Source organism: Undibacterium cyanobacteriorum (genome assembly GCF_031326225.1).
Classification (GTDB): domain Bacteria; phylum Pseudomonadota; class Gammaproteobacteria; order Burkholderiales; family Burkholderiaceae_D; genus Undibacterium; species Undibacterium cyanobacteriorum.
The window spans coordinates 1,240,447-1,261,697 of the sequence record NZ_CP133720.1 but is presented as its reverse complement, the minus strand read 5'-3'; the positions used below and the strand labels follow the sequence as shown (position 1 = coordinate 1,261,697).

General features: G+C 48.7%; 21 protein-coding genes. 7 read left to right on the top strand and 14 right to left on the bottom strand.

Annotated elements, in window-relative coordinates:
* Positions 1 to 13: 13 nt before the first annotated feature.
* On the bottom strand, positions 14 to 1,558 hold the full coding sequence (gene lnt, locus RF679_RS05225; RefSeq protein ID WP_309483159.1) for an apolipoprotein N-acyltransferase: 1,545 nt from the start codon (positions 1,556 to 1,558) through the stop codon (positions 14 to 16).
* 6 nt (positions 1,559 to 1,564) lie between these two features.
* Positions 1,565 to 2,446, bottom strand: coding sequence for an HlyC/CorC family transporter (locus tag RF679_RS05220; protein ID WP_309483158.1), 882 nt, complete (start codon positions 2,444 to 2,446; stop codon positions 1,565 to 1,567).
* 269 nt (positions 2,447 to 2,715) lie between these two features.
* Here RF679_RS05220 and RF679_RS05215 point away from each other — a divergent pair, with 269 nt between their 5' ends.
* A complete protein-coding gene (locus RF679_RS05215; RefSeq protein ID WP_309483157.1) occupies positions 2,716 to 3,105 on the top strand; it encodes a DUF1294 domain-containing protein in 390 nt (129 codons plus the stop codon).
* A 10-nt stretch (positions 3,106 to 3,115) separates the two neighbouring features.
* Here the strand turns inward: RF679_RS05215 and RF679_RS05210 are convergent, their stop codons facing one another.
* Complete coding sequence (locus RF679_RS05210; RefSeq protein ID WP_309483156.1) at positions 3,116 to 3,616, bottom strand: histidine phosphatase family protein; 501 nt, start codon at positions 3,614 to 3,616, stop codon at positions 3,116 to 3,118.
* A 28-nt stretch (positions 3,617 to 3,644) separates the two neighbouring features.
* Positions 3,645 to 4,514, bottom strand: a complete 870-nt coding sequence (locus tag RF679_RS05205) for an ion channel (RefSeq protein WP_309483155.1) — start codon at positions 4,512 to 4,514, stop codon at positions 3,645 to 3,647.
* A 179-nt stretch (positions 4,515 to 4,693) separates the two neighbouring features.
* On the opposite strand from RF679_RS05205, the gene RF679_RS05200 reads away from it, so the two are divergent.
* Both RF679_RS05200 and RF679_RS05195 read left to right on the top strand, forming a co-directional pair.
* Positions 4,694 to 5,341 (top strand): hypothetical protein, encoded by a 648-nt coding sequence (locus tag RF679_RS05200; RefSeq protein ID WP_309483154.1) that lies wholly within the window; start codon positions 4,694 to 4,696, stop codon positions 5,339 to 5,341.
* Positions 5,342 to 5,499: 158 nt separating this feature from the next.
* Positions 5,500 to 5,739 (top strand): helix-turn-helix domain-containing protein, encoded by a 240-nt coding sequence (locus RF679_RS05195; protein WP_309483153.1) that lies wholly within the window; start codon positions 5,500 to 5,502, stop codon positions 5,737 to 5,739.
* A gap of 115 nt (positions 5,740 to 5,854) precedes the next feature.
* Here RF679_RS05195 and ybeY read toward each other — a convergent pair whose 3' ends face one another.
* The 4 genes from ybeY to RF679_RS05175 all read right to left on the bottom strand — a co-directional run bounded on the left by ybeY (position 5,855) and on the right by RF679_RS05175 (position 9,761).
* Positions 5,855 to 6,319 (bottom strand): rRNA maturation RNase YbeY, encoded by a 465-nt coding sequence (gene ybeY / locus RF679_RS05190; protein ID WP_309483152.1) that lies wholly within the window; start codon positions 6,317 to 6,319, stop codon positions 5,855 to 5,857.
* A 13-nt stretch (positions 6,320 to 6,332) separates the two neighbouring features.
* Positions 6,333 to 7,571, bottom strand: a complete 1,239-nt coding sequence (locus tag RF679_RS05185; RefSeq protein ID WP_373921756.1) for a PhoH family protein — start codon at positions 7,569 to 7,571, stop codon at positions 6,333 to 6,335.
* Between the two features lie 36 nt (positions 7,572 to 7,607).
* Positions 7,608 to 8,891 (bottom strand): tRNA (N6-isopentenyl adenosine(37)-C2)-methylthiotransferase MiaB, encoded by a 1,284-nt coding sequence (gene miaB, locus RF679_RS05180; protein ID WP_373921755.1) that lies wholly within the window; start codon positions 8,889 to 8,891, stop codon positions 7,608 to 7,610.
* A gap of 522 nt (positions 8,892 to 9,413) precedes the next feature.
* Positions 9,414 to 9,761: a hypothetical protein gene (locus tag RF679_RS05175; protein WP_309483149.1), complete on the bottom strand. Its 348-nt coding sequence runs from the start codon at positions 9,759 to 9,761 to the stop codon at positions 9,414 to 9,416.
* Between the two features lie 241 nt (positions 9,762 to 10,002).
* Between RF679_RS05175 and RF679_RS05170 the strand changes: the two genes are divergently transcribed.
* The 4 genes from RF679_RS05170 (at position 10,003) to RF679_RS05155 (ending at position 13,880) form a co-directional block, all read left to right on the top strand.
* Positions 10,003 to 10,530, top strand: a complete 528-nt coding sequence (locus RF679_RS05170) for a flavin reductase family protein (protein ID WP_309483148.1) — start codon at positions 10,003 to 10,005, stop codon at positions 10,528 to 10,530.
* Between the two features lie 138 nt (positions 10,531 to 10,668).
* Positions 10,669 to 10,923, top strand: coding sequence for a SemiSWEET transporter (locus tag RF679_RS05165; RefSeq protein ID WP_309483147.1), 255 nt, complete (start codon positions 10,669 to 10,671; stop codon positions 10,921 to 10,923).
* Between the two features lie 3 nt (positions 10,924 to 10,926).
* Positions 10,927 to 11,613 (top strand): HAD family hydrolase, encoded by a 687-nt coding sequence (locus RF679_RS05160; RefSeq protein WP_309483146.1) that lies wholly within the window; start codon positions 10,927 to 10,929, stop codon positions 11,611 to 11,613.
* A 239-nt stretch (positions 11,614 to 11,852) separates the two neighbouring features.
* The gene (locus tag RF679_RS05155; protein ID WP_309483145.1) at positions 11,853 to 13,880 is read left to right on the top strand and encodes a TonB-dependent receptor plug domain-containing protein; all 2,028 of its coding nucleotides are present in this window, start codon (positions 11,853 to 11,855) and stop codon (positions 13,878 to 13,880) included.
* 30 nt (positions 13,881 to 13,910) lie between these two features.
* Here RF679_RS05155 and RF679_RS05150 read toward each other — a convergent pair whose 3' ends face one another.
* The 6 genes from RF679_RS05150 to pyk form a co-directional block, all read right to left on the bottom strand.
* Positions 13,911 to 14,948 (bottom strand): L-threonylcarbamoyladenylate synthase, encoded by a 1,038-nt coding sequence (locus tag RF679_RS05150; protein ID WP_309483144.1) that lies wholly within the window; start codon positions 14,946 to 14,948, stop codon positions 13,911 to 13,913.
* Between the two features lie 75 nt (positions 14,949 to 15,023).
* A complete protein-coding gene (locus RF679_RS05145) occupies positions 15,024 to 16,208 on the bottom strand; it encodes a 5-(carboxyamino)imidazole ribonucleotide synthase (RefSeq protein ID WP_309483143.1) in 1,185 nt (394 codons plus the stop codon).
* A gap of 391 nt (positions 16,209 to 16,599) precedes the next feature.
* On the bottom strand, positions 16,600 to 17,100 hold the full coding sequence (gene purE / locus RF679_RS05140) for a 5-(carboxyamino)imidazole ribonucleotide mutase (RefSeq protein ID WP_309483142.1): 501 nt from the start codon (positions 17,098 to 17,100) through the stop codon (positions 16,600 to 16,602).
* 19 nt (positions 17,101 to 17,119) lie between these two features.
* Positions 17,120 to 18,016 carry a phosphoribosylaminoimidazolesuccinocarboxamide synthase gene (locus tag RF679_RS05135; RefSeq protein ID WP_309483141.1) on the bottom strand — a complete coding sequence of 299 codons (897 nt, stop codon included), beginning with the start codon at positions 18,014 to 18,016 and terminating at the stop codon, positions 17,120 to 17,122.
* A 323-nt stretch (positions 18,017 to 18,339) separates the two neighbouring features.
* Positions 18,340 to 19,404, bottom strand: coding sequence for a class II fructose-bisphosphate aldolase (gene fba, locus RF679_RS05130; RefSeq protein ID WP_309483140.1), 1,065 nt, complete (start codon positions 19,402 to 19,404; stop codon positions 18,340 to 18,342).
* 338 nt (positions 19,405 to 19,742) lie between these two features.
* The gene (pyk, locus tag RF679_RS05125) at positions 19,743 to 21,173 is read right to left on the bottom strand and encodes a pyruvate kinase (protein WP_309483139.1); all 1,431 of its coding nucleotides are present in this window, start codon (positions 21,171 to 21,173) and stop codon (positions 19,743 to 19,745) included.
* Positions 21,174 to 21,251 lie beyond the last annotated feature (78 nt).

Genomic DNA, 21,251 nt, shown 5'->3' with positions numbered 1-21,251 from the left:
TTTTCATTAAAGCTCAGGGTTGACGACGTCCACCGATTGCTGCCACTGCAGCGATCGCCAAACAGGCCAAGATCAAGCTAGGCCAATCGCCAAAGCGAATATACGGCGTAAGCCCCTGCATGCCTTGCACTTGCGCAGTTAATGTTCCTCGTTTGAGGAAATCAAGCTGTGCCAACACCTTACCTTTAGCATCGATGATCGCAGTCGCTCCCGTATTGGTTGATCGCAACATCGGGCGACCTGTTTCTAATGCACGCATTTGCGAAATCTGCAGATGCTGCGGCATGGCGATCGAATCGCCGTACCATGCGAGGTTCGACATATTCAAGAGAATGGTCGCCGCCCCACTCGTTTCTCGATGTTGAGCGCGTAACTGCTGGGCAATTTCATCACCGAACAAATCTTCATAACAAATGTTGGGCATCACGCGTTGATCTTTGACTTGCATCGCTGGTTGGATCACGCCCGGATTGCTAAATTCGCCCAGAGGGATACGCATCATATTGACGAACCAGCGAAAACCAAACGGCACAAATTCACCAAACGGTACCAAGTGATGTTTATCGTAGCGATAGACCGGCTTGTTCGCGGCCAAGCCCAGCACGCTATTGGAATACCGATTATTACCGTCATCCATCGCGATACCAACGAATACATGGCTATTACTGCGTTGTGAGAAATCTTGCAGGCTCTGCAGATATTCCGGCGGCACTTGTGAACTCAAAATCGGGATCGCGGTTTCGGGAACAGCGATGATATCAGCTGGCTGTTCGGTCATCATGCCATGGTACAAACGCAGCGTTTCATCAATCATTTCTACGCTAAATTTTTGCCCTTGATCGATATTGCCTTGCGCAAGTCGCACACTCAATGCTTGTCCATGGGCGTGAGTCCACTCCACTTGTTGCAGGCTCCACCCTGCTCCCAGAATCGCAATCATCACAGTTCCAGCGATCCAGACTTGGCGCCTATCAATCATCAGCAAGGCCAGCGCCGCCGCCATCAGCGCCGCGATGCCCGCTAAACCATAGACACCGAGCACCGGAGCAAAGCCAGCCAAGGGACTGACACTATGCGCGTAACCGACCGACAACCATGGAAAACCCGTGAACAAATAAGAACGCAAAAATTCAAATAAGGTCCATGCGGCTGGCAGTACCACTAACAGAGTCGCCTTTATACTCACCTGCCAACGCGTCTGACAATAACGACTGAAGACAAAGCCGCCCATGATGAACAACGCCATATAGGACGCCAATAAGGCTACCGCGATGATTGCCAATATCCACGGCATACCACCATAGCGCGTCATCGCGATCGTCAACCAACTCACCCCCACACTCATGGTGCCGAAGGCATAGCAGAAGCCAAGTTTCGCGACTTGTTTCTTGGTCCATTCAGGATGCGCTGAAAAAAGTGCAAACATCAAAGCCAAACTCAGAATTTGAATCGGCCACATAAAAAAAGGCGCGAATGATAGTACATTCAACGCCCCGAGTAAGACTGCCGCGAGACAAGCTCTTGGCAGACTCCATTGTTTCAATTGTGCCAGCAGCATGCCGCCTTAATCCTCCGCCACATAGCTCGCGCTACGTTTTTCAACCAAGATCATTTGTACTTGTCGCGCATCGGCACGCAAGACCTCGAAATGCAAATTACCGATATCGAAAGCATCACCTTTATGCGGCACACGCTGCAAATGGTTCGAGATATAGCCGCCCAGCGTATCAACATCTTTATCGCTCAGCTCAGCACCAATCACTTCATTGAAGTGCTCAATTTCGGTCAAACCTTTGACGCGCCAACGTTTGCCATGTCCAAGATTATCGAGCGCGATGATGTTATCTTCCTCTTCATCGAAGTCGTATTCATCTTCAATATCGCCCACGATTTGTTCCAGCACGTCTTCGATCGTGATGAGACCAGCAACACCACCATATTCATCGACCACCATCGCCATATGGTTACGATTGGCACGGAAATCACGCAAGAGAATGTTTAAGCGTTTCGATTCAGGGATATACACCACAGGACGCAGCATATCGCGTACATCGAAACTCTCTTCGGCGTAGTAGCGCAACAAATCTTTCGCTAACAGAATACCGACGACTTTATCGCGTTCGCCATCGACCGCAGGAAAACGCGAGTGCGCTGTCTCCAGCACTTCTGGCATCCATTCATCGATTGGTTTGGAGATATCCACCACGTCCATCTGAGCACGCGGCACCATGATGTCACGGGCGCATAAATCAGAGACTTGGAAAACCCCTTCGATCATTGCCAAGGCATCGGCATCGATCAAATTGCGCTCTTGCGCATCATGCAGCACTTCTAACAGCTCTGCACGGTTTTCAGGTTCGGGAGAAATGAGGGCGGTCAGTCTTTCGAACAATGACCTATGTTGTTTAAGGTCAGATGGTCTGACCTTACTAGAGTGCTCTTGCATAATGGGCTTGACGCCGTTGTTTCTAATCCTACAGGATACAACATCTGCACGTATTTCCCAAATTTTGAGCCGATTTTATCTGGAAAACCACGTCTAATTGGTCCAAAGCGAAGGAATGCGCTGCAACTTATCGGTTTCGCAAGTCCCCTAGTTCGGCATTATGCGGACATGGAATTTATCAAGAAATCAATCTCTTAGGAATGAGAGTTCAACTGATACACTGAGAGTTTTGAAAGATACCGCGCCCAGAGCGCGTGAATACAAGAGCAATGAATCTACCCAATGAGATCCTGCAGTGGCTGCAGCAACAATCGAATACTCTCGCCTTCATTTACTATCTAATCACCAGTTTCATTTGCTTCACGCTGTATGCGCGGGACAAGTGGATTGCAGTGCGAGGACATCAACAAAAAACGGCGAGCCAAACTCGTAAAACGAAGCGAGGCACCCCAAGCAATCCGCCAACTCTCCCGAATTATCCATCACGCATTAGCGAGCAAAAATTACTGGTTTGGACTTTCCTTTGCGGCGGTCTTGTGGCGCTACTGGCGCAACAAGTATTCCGCCACAAAACCAGAAAGCCCCTCTTCGAAATCAGCGCGATTGTGGCGTGTATCATCCATGCTGCTGCATGGTTTTACATCAAAGTCGCTAGCTAAACCTGCCCATTCAATAGCGAAGTATCGTCACCTCAGGTGCACCTTGCTGATTGAGATGCACCACCACCATGCGATCGAATTCATCTTCAGCGACCTCTTTTTGGCCACTCACACCCAAGCCCTTTAAGACGGTATTGATGGTATTGGAATGCGCCACCACTAAGGTATTTTTACTGGCTCCACGTAACTGCTGTCCCAAGGCTAGCGACTCTTTGGCAACGTAGGGCGTCAAGCTTAGTTGCTTGCTGTCGGCCAAAGGCTTCGCGGTCAACTGCGTACGCTGATATTCAGTGGCGAAGATTTGTTCGATATTCGCATCACGCAACATGCGGGCGAGGTTCTGTGCACGCTGCATTCCTTTTTCGCTGAGCAGAGGATCGCGGCTTTCATCGACTTTTTCCGCATGGCGCACAATCACTATGGTTTGAAATGCCAAGGCAGGTAGTGCACTCGTCGCGCCCACGATTACGAGCGAGCTAACTAGGCAAACACGAATCAATTTTTTCAACATCGCCATATCCTTTCTTCATTATTCTCGACTAAGGGGCTTCCGCCTGTTCACTCAACACCGCATCGATCTCTTCCGACAAATGAAAGCGTGAGTAGTGTATCACTTGGGTCGGTCCATCTTGATCCTCAAACACATCCAGATAACGATGATTCCAACGTACCAATTCAATCGGATAATACTGACGTCCACGTTGATTTTGGTTAGTCGTTTCGTCCACGCCGTCGACACTTAAAATCAGAGCCGCCTGACGCTGTTTCAACTCCTCCAAACTCACGCCATACAATGGGCTCGCTTCATCGATAACATGGAATATAGTCCATCCTAAAACGAAGATAGGATGTTGATCGCGTTGCAGTGTCAAATCATGAATCTTCCGAAATTTGCCATTCGTGACCGAGACTTCATTCCAAATCAAACGCAACTTCGCGGACGCTTCACTAATCACATTCATACGTGCATTTGCCATGCGTATCATCAGCAAACGTTTGCCATCTGCCACGTGACTCACAGGATGTTCGGCAAAAACGATACTCGAACGTGGTCGCGAAAAGCGCGCAAAAATCAATCCGGTCACCAAGGCTAAGCCCGACATCCCCAGAAAAATCTCGATGATCGAAACCCAATGCCCATACACCGTTTGTGGATGCATATCGCCATAGCCGACCGTGGCCAGGGTCTCGACACTAAAAAAGAAAGCGCCCCAAAATCCTTCGGGGTACATATTCGCGATCGCCTGCTCCCCTGCCATATAGAGGCCTGCAAAAACAAAATTCATCATCGCAAACAGAAAGGCAAAACTCGCAAAAAACCAAGGCCAGGAAATCGTCATCGCGTAGTAATAGATGTCTTGCCAAAAACGGGTAGGCATACCGTAAGTAACGACTTGACGGCCACTCATTTGGATTATCCGTTTGTGTTTTTGATCTTTGTCTGGCTGCATAAAAACCCGATAGAAATGAAATTTAGAATCGATTGTAACGCAGCAGGCAAATCGCAGACATGTAAATCACGCGCTTACAACAGACACAAAGAATTCTGTTTTTCAGTAACTTATTATCGATTATCGATAAATTTTAATTGACTTTCAGTTCAAACAAGCACTACACTAAAAAAAGGCATGTACCAAAAAGGGAAATCATGAACGCCACACGTAAAGCTAAAATTCAGAGCATTGGAAGAGTCAGTCAAGTCTTACTTTACTTGCTCAAACCAACCAGCTTTCTTCTTTATGCACTTGGACTGCTCTTTCTTCTGACTTTCAGCGTTATGCGCCCAGGATCGGTCTCAATCACTGCTTTGGTGACTGCAGGAATTTCTGGCGAAGACGTGTTCGATGTAAGTAAAGTAGAAGGCCTGATGCTGTCGACACGTTTCTTCTGTATCGCATTGACTTCATACTTTTTGCTTATGTGCATTTTTCTCTTGAGGCACCTCAAGCAATTACTGCATTGTTTCTATCAAGGTGACGTGTTCAATCTCACTGCTTTGACTCATGCTCGCAAGGCATACAAGATCAACGCTATGATCATCGTTTCATGGATCATCCTTCACCTGCTATTTGCCATTATCGCTATGATCGGCAAAGGCGAATTCGAGTTAAATTATCTTTCGAGCTGGTGCATCGACTCAGTAAGCGAACTCATCTCACTCGTGATTAGTACTTTGTTGCTCTGGGCATTTGAACTTGGCACTGATCTCAATGAAGAAGCCGAATTGACTATTTGACCTGCAGAGATATGAAAGAGCTGCTTTTCAACATTACATACATCTTGATCGAATTATGGATCAATTTATTTGATCGCATAGTCCATCTGCTTGAGCTACTCTGTCGACTCGTCGGCATGCAGAATTAAACTGAGCCAACCTATTTTTGAGCCCTCACCATGCCCATTATCGTCAATCTCGATGTCGTCCTCGCCCAGCGCAAAATGCGGCTCAACACGCTGGCCGAACTGGTCGACATCACGCCACAAAATCTGTCGGTGCTCAAATCGGGGCGAGCGAAAGCGATTCGTTTCGATACTTTAGAAAAAATTTGTGAGGCCTTGGAATGCCAACCCGGTGACATTCTCGCCTTTGACGCGACTGCAGTCGTTCATGATAACGAATCCGACCCTGAATAAAAAAATCCCTCGTTCGAAATTGAGCGAGGGATTTTTTGTGCGTCTCAAGCAAGCATCGCATTGAAAGTCCACAAGCACTTTACGCGCAGTCGGACTTCACCAATACGCTCAAGGCTTAAGCATAAGGATTCTTCAGTCCTAAACCCTCGAGAATTTCAATCTCCAAGGCTTCCATCTCTTCCGCTTCTTCATCGTCTTCGTGATCATAGCCTTGCGCGTGCAAAACACCATGCACCACTAAATGTTGCGCATGTTCGAGTACCGTTTTCTTTTGTTCTTGCGCTTCTTTCTCGAGTACATCAGTGCACAAGATGATATCGGCTTGTGTCACTTCGGCGTCCATATCTTCGGTGTAGGCGAAGGTCAGCACATTGGTCGCATAATCTTTACCGCGATAGTCGCGGTTGAGAGTACGGCCTTCTTCAGCATCAACGATGCGCAAGGTGAGCTCGGCAGGAAAGAACAAGGCTGCTTGTATCGTCTTGCGTAACAAAGGACGCGTCAACAAGTCTTTGAGACGTTCGTCCGCGTATTGCACAGACAGGTTGAGCTTATGTTTTTGCTGAGTTGCAGTCGCCATGATTGATTCGATCTTATTTGCGTTTACTTTTACTGATAGCCGTTGCTTGTTTCAGGTTCACAATCTCAGCTTCTTGTTGCTCATGCTGTTGGCTGGCTTCTTCGTAGGCATCAACGATACGCGCCACCAATGGATGGCGCACTACATCGACACTGGTGAAGCGATTAAAAGCGATACCACGCACACCCTTCAAGACCTGACAAGCATCGACCAAACCGCTCCGTTGATGACGCTGCAAATCAATTTGCGTGACGTCACCCGTAATCACAGCTTTACTGCCAAAACCAATGCGGGTTAAGAACATCTTCATTTGTTCTGGCGTGGTGTTTTGCGCCTCGTCCAGAATAATGAAAGAATGATTCAAAGTACGACCACGCATATAGGCCAAAGGCGCGATCTCGATGATCTGCTTTTCAAACATTTTTTGCGTACGATCGAATCCGAGAAGATCGTATAAAGCGTCATACAAGGGGCGCAAATACGGATCAACCTTTTGTGTCAAATCACCGGGCAAGAAACCCAGTCGTTCACCGGCCTCTACCGCAGGACGCGTCAGCACAATGCGTTTCACCGCATCGCGCTCCAATGCATCGACCGCACAAGCAACCGCGAGATAGGTTTTACCAGTACCCGCTGGGCCAATCCCAAATGTAATATCGTGTTCCAGAATCGCGCGCAGATAAGTGTTTTGATGCGGCGTACGGCCACGCAAATCACTACGGCGGGTTTTGAGTATGGGGCTCTCGACATCATGATCATCGATGTCCACATCGTCTTGATCTTGATTTTGATCTTGCACAGTTGCAGTCGCGACTTCGTCATCGAGCGGAATTGCTTTCTTACGCGCACTGCTGACGCCACCTGTTTTGCTGACCGCTGCATTGGTTTTCGCACGAGTCTTGCTCGGTGCTTTTTGATTCGCACCAGCTTCCGCACTTTCACTATCGAAGCCCTGCTCGGCTGACAATTTTTTACTACTTGATGCGCGTTGTTCGACTAAGGCTAACTGTACTTCATCGATGCTGATAATTTTTTTCGCTTGGGCGTAAAACTTTTCCAGCAATTCCACACCCTTGTCCGCGTTATGGCCACTGACAATGAACTTATCACCACGACGAAAAATACTCAAATCCAAAGCCGCTGAAATTTGACGTAAGTTCTCATCCAAAGGGCCGCATAAATGGGCAAGGCGCAGATTGTCGAGCGGCTGCGGAACGAAATGCAGGACAGGGACGGGTGTGTTTCTCAAGATTTGATATTCTCTATTCGTCTAAATGATTAAGTCCGATTAAACCAACTCACCGCGCAGGGTGTAGTTGTAGGACTCTGTAATACGGGTGCTGACGATGGTGCCGACTAAGTCTTTATCGCCGATGAAATTCACCACGCGGTTATTTTCAGTGCGGCCTTGCAATTCGTTCGGGTCTTTTACCGAAGGTCCTTCAACTAAGACTTTTTGCACGCTACCGATCATGGCGTTGGAAATCTTTTTCACATTGGCGTCGATCTTGGCCTGCAAGTGTTGTAAGCGTTTCAGTTTCAACTGAGCTGGCGTGTCGTCTTCCAAACTCGCCGCTGGCGTGCCAGGACGTGCACTAAACACGAAGCTAAAACTATTGTCGAAATCCATGTCTTCGAAGAACTTCACCAAGGCCTCGAAATCTTCATCCGTTTCACCAGGGAAGCCGACGATAAAATCAGACGACACCGTGATATCTGGTCGCACCGCACGCAAACGACGAATCACCGATTTGTATTCCAACGAGGTGTAACCACGTTTCATCGCCGCCAAAATACGATCCGAACCGTGCTGCGCTGGCAAGTACACATGATTCACCAACTTCGGCACTTTGGCATAGGTATCGATCAATCGTTGGGTGAACTCTTTCGGGTGACTGGTCACAAAACGAATACGTTCGATTTGCGGGAACTCAGCAATGTATTCAATCAACAAAGCGAAATCGGCGATTTCGCCATCGTCCATCACACCACGATAGGCGTTGACGTTTTGGCCTAGCAAGGTGACTTCTTTCACGCCTTGTTCAGCTAAACCAGCGACCTCCACCAGAACGTCGTTGAACGGACGCGAAACCTCTTCACCACGCGTATAAGGCACCACGCAATAGCTGCAATACTTGGAACAACCTTCCATGATCGACACAAAGGCACTAGCACCTTCAACCCGCGCTGGCGGCATGTGGTCAAACTTTTCGATTTCAGGGAAACTGATATCGACTTGCGAACGTCCTGTATCGCGACGCTCTTTGATGAGCTGCGGCAAACGATGCAAAGTCTGCGGACCAAACACCACATCGACGTATGGTGCGCGACGAATAATCGCTTCACCTTCTTGCGAGGCGACACAACCACCGACACCAATCAAGAGATCTGGTTTGTCACGCTTCAACTCGCGCAAACGTCCCAAATCAGAAAAAACTTTTTCGGAAGCCTTTTCGCGAATACTGCAGGTGTTGAGCAAAATCACATCGGCGTCTTCTGGCTTCTCGGTTTTGATCATGCCCTCGGTCGCTTGCAAAACGTCACGCATTTTGTCGGAGTCGTACTCGTTCATCTGGCAGCCGAAAGTCTTGATGAATACTTTCTTTTGGCCAGCAGTTGCGATCGTTTCTGCAGATGGATTGGCGCTAGTCGCTGACTCCTTTTGAACAGGTGCAGCTTCAATAGTAGCCAGATTTTCATGACGCGCGATTGGTATAGACATTCGATTCACTTCTAACAAATAAAATTAAATTCTTCATGCATCAAGCACGATGCAGATCAGCACTCAGACATTTGCAAGGCGCTGCCGCGAACAGGAAGACAATCGCAAGCTGCCCACAAATTCCTCAGTATCACTTCATTTTTTTCTGCCGACTTAAAATCGAGCAGCCGAGCATCCAACAGGGATGATTCAAAATTCACATGCGTTCGAGCACAATTGCATCGAGCCTTCGTGAGTGGTGATTCATGCTTCGTGAGTGACCACACGGAGTCACCACTCTGAATCACCACACTAAGCCACCACACTAAGGTGCGAATTGTGTTGAGCACGAGTCATCGGAGCTCTTAATCAAAACTCCTGATCAACGCTTCTTTATTGCGCTTTCGGCAAAGGCAGTTTGGCCTCTTCAGGAGTCAAGATCCAAATTTTTTGGATCTCGCCAATATCATCCTCAAGATAATTCACGACGACGTTTCTCACATACACATGAGCCACTGGGACAATCGCGTTTTCTTCGTTATAGATACGCAAACCCATCGAAACTAATCTCAACTTGCCATCAATCACAACGTCGGCCAAGTCTGTCGTTGTCATCTTGCCGCGCTTAATCCCCACCGGGAAATTGCGCTCAAATTGCATTGCGGTCGCCAAGGTGCTGCTAATCGCCATCGCGACACACATCACCAACAGCAAAAGTCGAATGGATATTTTCATCAACATACAAACCTTCACGAGTTAGAATTTTCTTAAAAATCAAACGCTTAGATTTTTACAGCGCAAACGACCAAGGCGCGATTTTAACACAGCTCGGTCGCTTCTAGCGCCCCAGCCCCGATCGCACCTTGCTCTGTCATTGACGCAACTGCAGCTGTCCCGCGATCTCCCTAAATTAACACCCATGCAATTCCAAACTGAGATGCAGAAATCTGGGATAATGTCGGAAATTATCTATGGATTTTCGATGCAAAAATCGCAACTCACCGACCTGCCATCGGCCCTTGCGCCCGATTTCGACCCGCGCCAATTTCGCAATGCACTGGCTCAATTCGCGACTGGCGTTACCATTATCACAACCAAACTCAGTGATGGTCGCTTCATCGGTCTGACCGCGAACTCTTTTAATTCCGTTTCCCTCGATCCACCCTTGGTGCTGTGGAGTCTGGGCAATCGGGCTCAAAGTCTGCCTGTCTTTCAACAGAATTCTCATTACGTCATCAATGTTTTGACTGCCGACCAGCAAGCTTTGGCGGAACAATTCGCCAGTCGCGCTGAAGATCGCTTTGAAGGTGTGGAGTTTGAATTGTCACGCACTGGTTTGCCGATATTGAAAGGTGTTGCCGCTTGGTTCGAATGTCATAATCGCAGCCAATATCCGGAAGGTGATCATGTGATTTTGGTTGGCGAGGTCGAGCGTTGCGCCTACAACGAGCAAAGTGCCGACACGCAAAATCGCCCTTTGATTTTCCATAACGGTCGCTTTCTCACGTAATCGGATTCGCAACTCCATAATCTCATTGAGCAAGACTGAAACGGAGCCCCATTTGCCCATGGTGTTTGCGCAGTACGATCGCGGCGCACCCCTCCCCAAATCGTCTTTTTTATTCACCGATCTTTACCTTCTCGCCCCATGTCATTCATCGATTCCATCGGCTTCATCGCTGCCTTCCTCACCACCAGTGCCTTCATTCCTCAAGCATGGATGACGTGGAAACGCAAACGTGCCGAGGGCGTATCACTTGGCATGTACTGCATCATGGTCAGTGGCGTGATCTGCTGGTTGATTTATGGACTGATGTTAGGTGCCATGCCCATCATCATCGCGAACCTGATTTCACTCGCGCTCTCGGCTTTCATCTTGGCCATGAAGCTGATTTATAAGTAAGCGATGCCTCGACTACGCGGGATTTTGTGGGACAACGATGGTGTATTGGTCGACACCGAAAACTTGTTCTACCAAGCCAATCAACGCTTGTTCGCCGAACATGATGTGGATCTCACACATCAACATTTTTTTGATTGGTTCCTACTCGAAAATCTCGGTGCTTGGCACATTTTGCAAGCACGCGGTTATAGTGATCACACCATTGCCGAGCTGCGCGATCAACGCAATCATTATTACGCCGACTTACTGCAATCGACCTCAGAATTACTGATCCCCGCCGTGAAGCCAGCCATCGAATCGGTCTCGGACCACATGCGTATGGGCATCGTCACCAGTTCACGTCGCGACCACTTCGATCAAATCCATACGCGATTGCGCGAGCAAGGACATGATCTCCTACCGCACTTTGATTTTGTCGTCACCGAAAGCGACTACCAAGAAAGCAAACCAGCCCCCGATCCCTATCTGCTAGGGCTGCAACGCATCAACTTAGATCCGGCAGAATGCATCGTGATTGAAGATTCACCACGAGGACTACGCGCCGCCCTCGCGGCTGGATTGCGCTGTATCGTGATCCGCAATCCGTTTTGCGAGGAGTATGATTTTCCTGGGGCGTTCGCGGTACTCAACTCGCATGATGAACTAAGCGACTATCTTTCCAAGCTCATCGACGGTGACGCAGCATATTGAGCTAGTCGCTCACTGCCTCAGCTATCTATTGGCAAAAACAACAAGCCAATCTAGCATCAATTGTTATACTCACCTCTTTCTCGAATTAAGTGATCTAATTCATGCGCTTTGCTTTCTCGTTTGTTATCGCTGGGTGGCGAATTTTCCGTGTTTTTATTTGTCTTTTCGCCTGCCTGCTCCCCCTTATGTCTTCGTTGGCAGTCGCTCAAGAATCAAGTCAAGTCAAAAAAGAAGGGCAAGTGGAAACTACAAAGTCCGCGCAACAAGTCGAAGTGCAAGGTGATACGAAAAAATACAATGCGCGTCGCGAAGATACCGTGACGAAGTTTGTGATCACACGAGAGGACATTGAAAAACATGGTGATGCCACTGTTGCCGACATCTTAAATCGGCAAGCGGGCGTCGTGAATGGCAATATCAATGGGCTCAAAGGCTACACGCAATACCTGGTTGATGGACAGACGCCTCAAGCGGGTTTTCGAATTTCTGATATTGCGGTGAGTCAGATTGAGAGAATAGAGATTATTCGCTCGGCCGTCGCTGAATTTAGTACTCAAGCGATCGCGGGCACCATCAACATCGTACTGCAGCGGACGGTGAAAACAGGTTCTCGAAAATTGGATCTGCTCATGACACACCAAGATAAATCGGCCGTGTCAAAACAGGTGCGTCTGAACCTCGCCGACAAATACGATCATTTCTCCTACGATACTGGCTTCTTTATCAATCGAGCGCAAAATTCGGGCGAATACTACGAATACCTCGAGCGCAATAACAAAGACGAAAACCTGTCTGACATATACACGCGCCGACTCACCCAGAGCACCAAAAACACAGCTTATTCGGTGACGCAAAATCTAACATGGTTGCTAGGAGAAAACGAAAGTTTTTCGATTCAAGCCTACGTTGGCAAAGTCTTAGCTTCATTCAAGGTTGACAGCAGAACGTTCAGGCCCACGGTCTCAGAGTCGACAATCCAAAATGATACTTTTTCAGACAAATTTAGCCCCCAAAGTAATCACATCAAAACAATTTGGGAAAAACCATTTTCCGCAAGCACAAAAATGAGTTCCACTCTGATGCTCAGCCAGAGCACAGCTACCACCAAGAACCATTCCGTAATGTCGGATGGTTCGGTAGCTGTAAACTCTCATCGCGAAATAGAATACTGGCGCAAGACACTTTTATGGGACGCCAATATCCTCTTTCAACAATCAGATAACGACAATATCAAGCTTGGTTGGAACGTCAGAAACGAAAATTATGACTCCAACACAGCCGACTATGCCGAAGCACAAGTTGCATCAACGCTTCGTTCTGGCCAATACGCCCTATTTGCACAACGTGAATGGGAAGGGGCAGAGCAATGGTCACACTATATCGGTGCGCGATGGGAAGGGTTTCGTGCCGAGCTCAGCAACTCAGTGAATCAACAGGTCAAGCAATCGACAGCGAATGCGAGCCCTATCTTCCAAACCCGATGGAGACCCCATAAGGACGCGCAAGATCAATTTCGCTTGGCACTGGCGAGAACATTCAAAAATCCCGACCAATCACAGTTACTCGCAGACTCGCTCTCCTTCTTTGGTCAAGATCCACAACGACCTTACTCCGTCAGCAATCCCAACCTACGCCCGGAAATCGCCTGGGGGCTTGATACCACGTTCGAACATTTTGGGGAAAACGAACTCAACTATTCGTTGAGCCATTACTTCAAATCGGTCAAGAATCTCATCCGTGATCAAGTCTTCTTTGAGAACAATCGATGGCAGCAACAGAGCATCAATAGTGGCGACGCGATTTCACATGGTATCGTGCTTGATACGAGGTTACCGTTGGGAGTCGTGCTGAAAGATGCGCCGAAGATTTACATCAACGCTAATATGTCGCGCAACTGGTCTCATGTGAACGACGTCCCTGGTCCCAACAATCGCTTCGCAGAACAAGCCAAATACAACGCCAATTTTTCTGTGGAATACAAAGTCAATGACGCATGGAAAGTGGCTGGCAGTTACCGTTTCATTTCGGGAGGTCCATTGCGGGTTGCCGCTGACAGGATCAATTTAGAACAAGTCAAACGATACACATCGCTGACAGCCAACTGGACGATCAACAAAGAGACCAGCTTTCGCTTAGCTGTATCCAATCTGTTGAAACAAACCCAAATCACACAGACAAGAATTTGGACACCAACAACTAGCTATTATTCACGCGGCGAATCGCCTAGCATTTTATTCGCTAGTGCGCGTCTGAGTTTAAAATTTTAATGCAAGACGAGTTGTCAAAAAAATCGAAAACTAGGCACCCAACATCGCCTGCAACACCCCTTGCGAATCAAACGCAGCGCGACGCAAACGGTCGGCCACACCTTGCCATTCGCGTGTCGTGGGTAAAGCTTCGACGAGGATAATGTCGGCTTGGACGTGATCAAGATCGCGTAGGTCGGCATACAAATCGTGCGCGTAGGCGATCGGATCATTATTGAGTTGGCGCCACGCTTGCAGTTTTTCAGTGTCACGATGCGCTTCATACGCCATCACGGCGACGCGCTTGCCTTTGGCGTGTAACATAGCAATCGTCGCATCCAATTGATCGACGGCGACCAAGGCCACGGGAGTGCTTGGTGCGTAATGCGCTTCTAAGGTGCCGGATGCTCGCGGTGCGGCTTGATCAGGTGCGTTGACGGTGACGCCTAAGACTTGTTCTAACTGTTTCACCGTGATGTGACCAGGACGTAATAGAACCGGTCCGTGACTCGCGAGACGACTCATATCGACGATGGTCGATTCGATACCGACATCACTTTGTCCGCCATCGAGCACAGCGGCAATCATACGGCTCGCCACTTCTTCAGGAAACTCTTCTAAAACGTGCTCTGCTTTGGTGGGGCTCACGTGTCCGAACTTATTCGCTGATGGTGCAGCAACACCACCTTTTCCGTGTTTGAAAGCACGCAATAAAGCCTGCGCGACGGGATGCGATGGACAACGAATCCCCAGCGTATCTTGACCACCTGATACGGCATCAGGAATATGCGGCGCGCGCTTTAAAATCAAGGTCAGTGGACCAGGCCAAAAGGCATCGATCAAAGCTTGTGCGGGAGCGGGAACTTCACTCACCCAATGTCGAATATCAGCCTCTGGCGCGACATGCACAATCACCGGATGATTCGATGGGCGACCTTTGGCGCGATAGATGTTAGCAACTGCCTCGACATTCTCGGCATCAGCACCAAGCCCATACACGGTTTCGGTCGGAAAAGCGACCAAGGCGCCCTGCTCTAAAGCGAGGGCCGCGACTTCGATTTGCTCCGCAATTTTGAGACTGAAATTCACAAGCGACTCTCTACTCCACAACCAAACAAAAACCAATCATGCAACAATCAAGAACGAATCACGATCAAATGACAATCAAAGAGCGATACCCAAGATCTGGCAGGCTTGCTGCATTTCAGCCTGCGCCTGTTCTAAACTCGGGGCGATGAAAGTGATATGCCCCATCTTGCGCGCACGACGCGCCTCAGCCTTACCGTACAGATGCAAATGGGCTGAAGGAAGCGCCAAGACTTTGTCCCATGCGGGTTGAATTTCACGTTCACCATCAAACCAAATATCACCAAGAATATTCAGCATCACGCAGGGGGAATGTTGACGTACATCGCCCAATGGCAAACCGGCCATGGCGCGCACTTGTTGTGCAAATTGGCTGGTGACGCAGGCATCAATCGTGTAGTGACCGCTATTGTGCGGACGCGGCGCCATTTCATTGACCACAACACTACCATCTTGCAAGACGAAAAATTCGATACACAGAACGCCCACGTAATTGATATCGGCAATCAATTTCAAAGCCGCATTTTGCGTCTTCAAAGCGGCTTCAGCGGAAACATGAGGACTAGGCACGGTAGTGGTGAACAAAATACCGTCGCGATGGACGTTCTCAGCGATAGGATAGACCACCGCTTGACCATCTGCACCACGCGCGACCAGCACCGAAATCTCATACGCCAGTGGCAGCATTTTTTCTAAAACACAGACCACGCCTTTGAGTTGTGCAAACGCGAGTCGCAACTCATCAATGTTCTTAACACGGACCTGACCTTTGCCGTCGTAACCCATGCGCGCTGTCTTCAAAATGCCAGGAAATAGATCATCACTAACCTGCGCCAAATCCGCTTCGCTACGCAAAATCGCGTGAGGCGCTGGCAAGATGCCGGTCTGTGGAGCGCAGCGTGTGAAGAAGGCTTTTTCTTCGATGCGGTCCTGGGCAATCGAAACGCAAGCAGCGCTTGGCGCAACGAAGCCGGTCTCGGCGAGCTTCGCTAAACTGGCGGCAGGGACGTTTTCAAACTCGGTCGTGAAGGTACTGCAGTACTGCGCTAATTGTTGCAATCCTTGTGCGTCATCATACGCCGCTTGGATGTGAAGATCGGCAGCCTGTGCCGCAGGGCTCGCCGCTTCTGGCTCCAACACTGCGACCTTGAATCCCAGAGCTTGCGCTTCATGCACAAACATCCGTCCCAACTGACCGCCACCGACCAACCCTAAAGTGGTCTTTGGCGCATTCGGGAATTGAGGAAGTGTTGGATGGGTCATCGTTGGCTTTTCCATGCTGGTGCGGTACAAATTAAACGAAAGGTAAAACTGGTTTGACGGCTGGTTTGCTTTCGCTCACTGCCATTTATTTTTGCTTTCTCGTAGGGCAGGTGAAACCCGCGCTACTTGCATTTTCATCGAAATACATCAGTATTCGATGGCTTGGCGGCGCGGGTTTCACCCGCCCTACAAGGCTGTTTGACTCCTCAACACAAAAAGCTTCTGAGTCGCCACTCCTTCCCCTTCAAGGGGAAGGCTGGGATGGGGATGGGTTTCCTTCCCAAACGATGGAACCATTCATGCGAACCCCATCCCCACCCTAACCCTCCCCTTGAAGGGGAGGGAAAACCTGTAACTAATCCTGTAATTAACCCTGCAACTAATTCAGTAACTACAGCGGCAAATGCATATCCCGCGCAGCTTGTGTTTGCTTGGCGCGGAAGGCTTCGAGTTTTTCTGCGATGGATTCATCAGTCGTCGCCAACATCGCGATTGCTGCCAAGGCTGCATTGCCTGCGCCTGCTTCGCCGATGGCAAAGGTGTTCACCGGCACGCCTTTTGGCATCTGTACGATCGACAACAAAGAATCTTCACCGCGCAAATATTTGGAAGGCACTGGCACACCAAACACAGGGACGATCGTCTTTGCCGCAATCATGCCAGGCAAATGCGCTGCACCACCGGCACCAGCGATAATGCCGCGAATCCCGCGACCACGCGCTGTTTCTGCATAGCGAAACATTTCGTCAGGCATGCGATGTGCGGACACCACTTGGGCCTCAAATGGAATACCGAATTCCTTCAACATGGAGACGGCATGTTGCATCACATCCCAATCAGAAGAAGATCCCATCACAACACCGATCACCGGTGCTTGGCTACTTGTACTCATTATGCTTTCCTAAATCCAATTATGCTTTTAAGGTTTCACCGGTCAGGCGTTCCAAAGCTTCGCGATATTTCGCTGCCGTTTTCTGCACGACTTCATCTGGCAAAGTTGGCGCTGGTGCAGTCTTGTTCCAAGTGGTGATTGTTTCGAGGTAATCACGCACAAATTGCTTATCGAAAGATGGTGGGGAAATGCCAGTTGCATACGAATCTGCAGGCCAGAAGCGTGAAGAGTCGGCAGTCAATACTTCATCCATCAAATGCAATACGCCATTCTCATCGAGACCAAATTCAAACTTTGTGTCAGCGATGATGATGCCACGTGTCGCTGCATAATTTGCTGCTTCGGTGTACAACTGAATACTGATGTCACGCATCTTCGCCGCCAATTCAGCGCCAATACGTTTTTCCATTTCGGCGAAGCTGATGTTTTCATCGTGCTCGCCCATTTCAGCCTTCGCAGCTGGTGTGAAAATCGGCGTTTCCAACTTCGCCGCTTGTGGCAAACCTGCTGGCAATTGAATGCCGCAAATCGCACCGGTTTCTTGATAATCTTTCCAACCAGAGCCGATGATATAACCACGCACCACCGCTTCCACCATAATTGGTTTGAGGCGTTTCGCCACCACTGCACGACCACGTACTTGCTCAACTTCATCTGCAGCAACCACAGATTCAGGAGCGATACCAGTCAAATGATTCGGGACCACATGACCCAATTTTTCGAACCAGAAATTCGCCATCTGATTCAACACGCGACCTTTGTCCGGAATCGGTTCGTTCATGATCACGTCGAAAGCCGACAAGCGATCACTAGTCACGATCAACAACTTATCTTCGCCAACAGCGTAGTTATCACGGACTTTGCCACGACCTAAGAGTGGTAGCGAATGTAAAGTAGAGTTAATTTGCGTAGTCATAATGTGGTCTCAAAAAAATACTGAAGGGAGATTCATCGGCAATCCGAATGATTCGAATCACGTTTGAAACTCCCTGATGGGCATAACAACTACCCTAAACTTTTTCTTGTTCTTCGCCTGGTAAGCCATGAAAACAAGAATCAAGAATTACTCATTTCAGATCATCGTCATACCGGGCTTGACCCGGTATCCATTTTATTTATTAACATGCACGACACTTCAAACATGGATGCCGGATCAAGTCCGGCATGACGCTATTTACCGTTTCAGCAAATGGCACGCAAAACTTATCGTCTTCATCGCGCCAAACGCTCGTGCCGTTCTTACTTCACCAACTGTGCCAAAGCACCGGATTTATATTGTTCAGCAATTTTTTCCAAAGTGATTGGCTTGATCTTCGCTGCTTGACCTTCGCAACCGAATGCCAAGAAACGTGCTTTACATACTTGTTTTGCCGCTTCACGTGCTGGCTTCAAATAATCACGTGGATCAAACTTGCTTGGATTCTCAAACATGTAGCGACGGATCGCTGCTGTCATCGCCAAACGAATATCGGTGTCGATATTGATCTTACGCACACCGTTTTGAATACCAATCACGATTTCTTCCACTGGCACACCGTAGGTTTCTTTCATGTCACCACCGAATTGGCGAATTTCAGCCAAGAGTTCTTGTGGCACAGAAGAAGAACCGTGCATCACCAAATGCGTGTTTGGAATACGCGTATGGATTTCTTTAATGCGATCAATCGCCAAGATATCGCCGGTTGGCTTACGCGAGAATTTGTAGGCGCCGTGGGAAGTACCGATCGCAATCGCCAAAGCGTCGCATTGTGTTTGTTTAACGAAATCAGCCGCTTGATCAACGTCGGTCAACAATTGTTCACGTGTCATTTTGCCGTCAGCACCGTGACCATCTTCTTTGTCGCCCATCATGGTTTCCAAAGAACCGAGCACGCCCAACTCTGCCTCAACCGTTACACCAATCGCGTGCGAAAACTTCACGACTTCCTTGGAAACCGCAACGTTGTAGTCGTAACTCGCGACTGACTTACCATCTTCCATCAAGGAACCATCCATCATCACCGAAGTGAAACCGGATTTAATCGCTGCCATACAAACCGCTGGCGACTGGCCATGATCTTGATGCATGACCACAGGGATATGTGGGTAAGCTTCCACTGCCGCAGAAATCAAATGACGCAAAAACGCTTCACCAGCATACTTACGCGCACCCGCCGATGCTTGCATAATCACAGGAGCACCAACTTCATTGGCCGCTTCCATAATCGCTGTAACTTGTTCCAAGTTATTGACATTAAACGCTGGAATACCATAGCCATTTTCAGCTGCATGGTCCAACAATTGACGCATTGATACGAGAGACATAGTTTTTAACTCCGCAAATAAAAAAATCTTTTTTGAGGTATTGATTAAGCTACTGCGCGGGTAGATTTTGAATTTGCGATGCTCGCTGTACTCAAGTACAGCTGTGCTTCTCAATCCAAACTTTACCCGCTCGCTACGCTTACTCAACGCCTCAACGAGCTTGTGGCTTTCAGACCTTACTGACTTCGAACCTTATTCGAAATTCTATTTAACTTGCGAGGTCTCTAGAAATTCAATTTTAGGGATGCAGCGCTAGGCGCAAAACGGAGCAATACGTCAGTATTGCGAGTATTTGCAACGACGCGATGCGCCCTACAATTGGATTTATTGAGATCTCACTATTCGCCGACCTTCACGATACGCATTGCATTGGTCCCCCCTACCTTCCCCATCTGCTCACCCCAAGTCGCCACGATCAGGTCGCCCTTCTTCACGGCGCCTTTTGCGATCAACAATTTTTCAGCTTCTTTCAAAGCGAAATCGCGATCAGCGGAGTAAGGCAAATTAAAGGTTTGAACATTACGATATAAGGCTGCTTTGCGTTGCGTTGCGACACTCGGTGTCAAGGCAAACAAAGGTACATCAATACTTTGGCGGCTCATCCACAAGGCAGTAGAACCAGACTCAGTTAAGGCAGCAATCGCTTGTACGCGTAAATGGTGGGCCGTGAACAGCGCACCATAAGCGATCGATTGATCGATACGCGTGAATTGCAAATTCAAGAAGTCGGCATCCAGTTTGCACTCTTGGAATTTCTCTGCTTCGACGCAAATGGCAGCCATCGTCTCCACGGTTTCAATCGGGTACTTACCAGAGGCCGTTTCAGCCGACAACATCACTGCATCAGTACCATCCAACACTGCATTTGCCACGTCCGACACTTCAGCGCGCGTTGGTACGGCGTTGACGATCATGGACTCCATCATTTGCGTCGCCGTGATCGCCAATTTATTGGAATCACGCGCCACTTTGATCATATGCTTTTGCAAAGCCGGCACCGCCGCATTTCCAACTTCTACCGCCAAATCACCACGTGCCACCATGATGCCATCAGAAGCATCCAAAATTTCTTGCAAGGCGGGGATCGCTTCCGCACGTTCGATCTTTGCGATCAGCATCGGCTTGTGACCATATGGCTCGCCGGCGATATTCGCTAACTGGCGCGCCATTTCCATATCCGTCGCATTTTTCGGGAACGAAATCGCCAAATAATCGGCTTGAAAAGACATCGCCGTTTTGATGTCTTCCATGTCTTTTGCCGTCAGCGCAGGAGCTGTCAAACCACCACCTTGACGATTGATCCCTTTGTTATTGGACAGTTCGCCACCAATTTTCGTAATCGTGTGGATCTCGTTGCCGACCACTTTTTCAACGATCAAAACGATCAAACCATCATTGAGCAAAAGAACGTCATCTTTCTTGACATCACGTGGCAAATTTTTGTAATCCAAGCCAACGCGTTCTTGATTACCCAAGGGGCAATCAGCGTCGAGAATGAAACGATCGCCCTTGGCCAATTCGATCTTGCTGTTTTCGAATTTGCCAATACGAATCTTCGGACCTTGCATGTCGGCCATGATGGCGACTTCGAAACCACATTGCGCAGCCGCTTGACGCACCAAATTTGCGCGATCGATATGGTCTTGTGCTTTGCCGTGCGAGAAATTCAAACGTACTACATTCACACCAGCCTTCAACATCTTGACCAAGGTGTCTAGATCACTCGATGCTGGGCCTATCGTCGCTACAATTTTGGTTCCGCGTAACATTGAATCTCCTAAGGGATGAATTTCACAAGGTCTTGCTTAAAACTGGAAATCTTTCTTGCAAGCCCTCAACGTTGGGGT